This window comes from Anoxybacillus pushchinoensis, from assembly GCF_900111795.1.
Lineage (GTDB): Bacteria > Bacillota > Bacilli > Bacillales > Anoxybacillaceae > Anoxybacillus > Anoxybacillus pushchinoensis.
On the sequence record NZ_FOJQ01000105.1, the window covers coordinates 1 to 2,105 of the forward strand.

Below are 2,105 nucleotides of genomic sequence, written 5' to 3' on the forward strand. Positions count from 1 at the left end.
CCTTTTGTCGTTGTCGCTCTGATTTAACTGTATATATTTACCAAATGGACAGTGCCACCTTTCTTTAGGTTTTGTCTTTTTGACACAAATTCACAAAAAATAATTAACAGAAAATTCTAACTATATTTATGCAATGCTAATGTGTATTTTTATTTAAAAAAGGACACGCTTCCTATGAGCGTGTCCAAATAAACAAAAACGACGGAAACCCTACCTCTCTTCCGTCCTTGCAGCTCCGAAGCTGCGCCAGTGTGAATTTGTTTTGTTGCATATAAAAACGGAATCCCACGAAAAGCGAGACCCCGTACGTTTGACGATTTATGCTTTTTGGACGTTTGCCGCTTGCGGCCCACGATTGCCATTCACGATGTCAAATGTTACTTTTTCGCCTTCTTCCAACGTTTTGAATCCAGTACCTTGGATCGCTGTGAAGTGAACGAATACGTCTGTACCTCCGTCCGTCTCAATGAATCCAAAACCTTTTTCTGCATTAAACCATTTTACTTTACCTGTGTTCATGTGAAATTCCTCCAAAACAATTTTAAAGATTGACCATCGTTGCATTACTCATAAAACAAAAGCTACACTTTTGCCAAGTCCTTATAAGATGAACCCGACAAAGGTGCAGCTTATAACGATCATTGATATAACGAACGAAATGGTACTTCTTTAGTATATAGGCTCGAAACGAGAATGTCAAATGTTTTTTTATTTTTCTTTCCATTTGATACTACAACCGATGCTCGGCTTTTGGTCTTTCGGAACAGGTTTCCCTAATAGCAATGCGTCTAAAGCTGTTCGGATCGAAGAACCTGTAACCGGGATTCCGTTACCCGGCCGTGAATCATCGAGTTGGCCACGGTAAACACATTGTAGTTCACCATTAAATATGTAGAAATCCGGTGTGCATGCAGCTTGATATGCTTTTGCTACTTCTTGTGTTTCATCAAATAAATACGGGAACGGATATCCAAGCTGTTCGGCGACTTCTTTCATTTTTTCCGGGGAATCGTCTGGATATTTTTCTACATCGTTTGAATTGATCGCAATAAACGAAATGCCCTTTGGCTGATAATCATTAGCTAAACGAACAAGTTCTTCTTGAACATGTTTAACAAACGGACAATGGTTACAAATAAACATGATTACTGTGGCAATATCCGATTTGACATCTTCTAGTCGGACGATTTGTCCGTCAATCACGTTGACGAGTTCAAACGATGGCGCTTTCTCTCCTAACGGAAACATATTTGATTCAACAGCTGGCATGGAAATCACCCTTTCTTTTTTTCGTTCATTTACTATTATATAGTAAAATGTATGAATAGGAAAAATAAGCGAGCTTAAGCCCGCCTATTTTTTTATTAGCTGTCCGCGTGTAACTCCAACAATGAAAAAAAGACCTGAGCACTCAGGTCTTCAATGAAGGAATGGAGGGATAAAATGTTTAGTAAATATTAAACTTTTTCATCAATTCCTCTTTAAATTTATAATTCTTTTCTCCATGAGGCACACCAACTTTTTCGCCATCATTACCAGGAATATCAATGTTGTGTTTACCCTCATTGACACCAGAAATTACGTACAGATCATCGTATTTAAAATCGGGCACAAGAAGCAGCATGTAGTTATGGTTTTTATCCATGTTTCGGTAGTTATTAATTGAAAATTTAGTCTTTCCGGGCATAATACCATTATCGTAAACGTAGCTTGGTTCAGCTACCTTGATAATATCCCCAGCTTTATAATCGTGAGTATTTCTATTTTCAAGAACCTTATTTATTTTAAACTGAGTAATTGTATACGCATCTACTGTAAACCCTCTCTCATCGAATGTTACGAAGTTCTCACTTTCAATTGGTTTTCCAGTGACAACAAGTTGAGAAAAGGTAACCATTTCATCTACTGTGTTAAAGGATACTTGTTTAGCATCAATAGTTGATAAACTTACTTTTTTATCAGCCGACATATACCATAGACTTGAACCGAGAGAAATAAAACCTAACAGAGCTATTGAAATAATAATAATCTTATTTTTTTTCATATTCGTAATCACTAGCATTGCAGTAATTAAATCTGATGATTCAAAATACTAAGAATGTTCA

The 2,105-nt window shown here is 36.7% G+C and carries 3 protein-coding genes; all 3 read right to left on the bottom strand.

Translation table 11 applies throughout. From position 1 onward, the window contains the following. Positions 1–318 precede the first annotated feature (318 nt). The 3 genes from BM213_RS14290 to BM213_RS14300 all read right to left on the bottom strand — a co-directional run bounded on the left by BM213_RS14290 (position 319) and on the right by BM213_RS14300 (position 2,044). Positions 319–519 carry a cold-shock protein gene (locus BM213_RS14290; RefSeq protein WP_003398700.1) on the bottom strand — a complete coding sequence of 67 codons (201 nt, stop codon included), beginning with the start codon at positions 517–519 and terminating at the stop codon, positions 319–321. A gap of 189 nt (positions 520–708) precedes the next feature. Then, a complete protein-coding gene (locus BM213_RS14295) occupies positions 709–1,269 on the bottom strand; it encodes a thioredoxin family protein (RefSeq protein ID WP_091705263.1) in 561 nt (186 codons plus the stop codon). Between the two features lie 178 nt (positions 1,270–1,447). Next, positions 1,448–2,044 carry a hypothetical protein gene (locus BM213_RS14300; RefSeq protein WP_091705266.1) on the bottom strand — a complete coding sequence of 199 codons (597 nt, stop codon included), beginning with the start codon at positions 2,042–2,044 and terminating at the stop codon, positions 1,448–1,450. Positions 2,045–2,105: the final 61 nt, after the last annotated feature.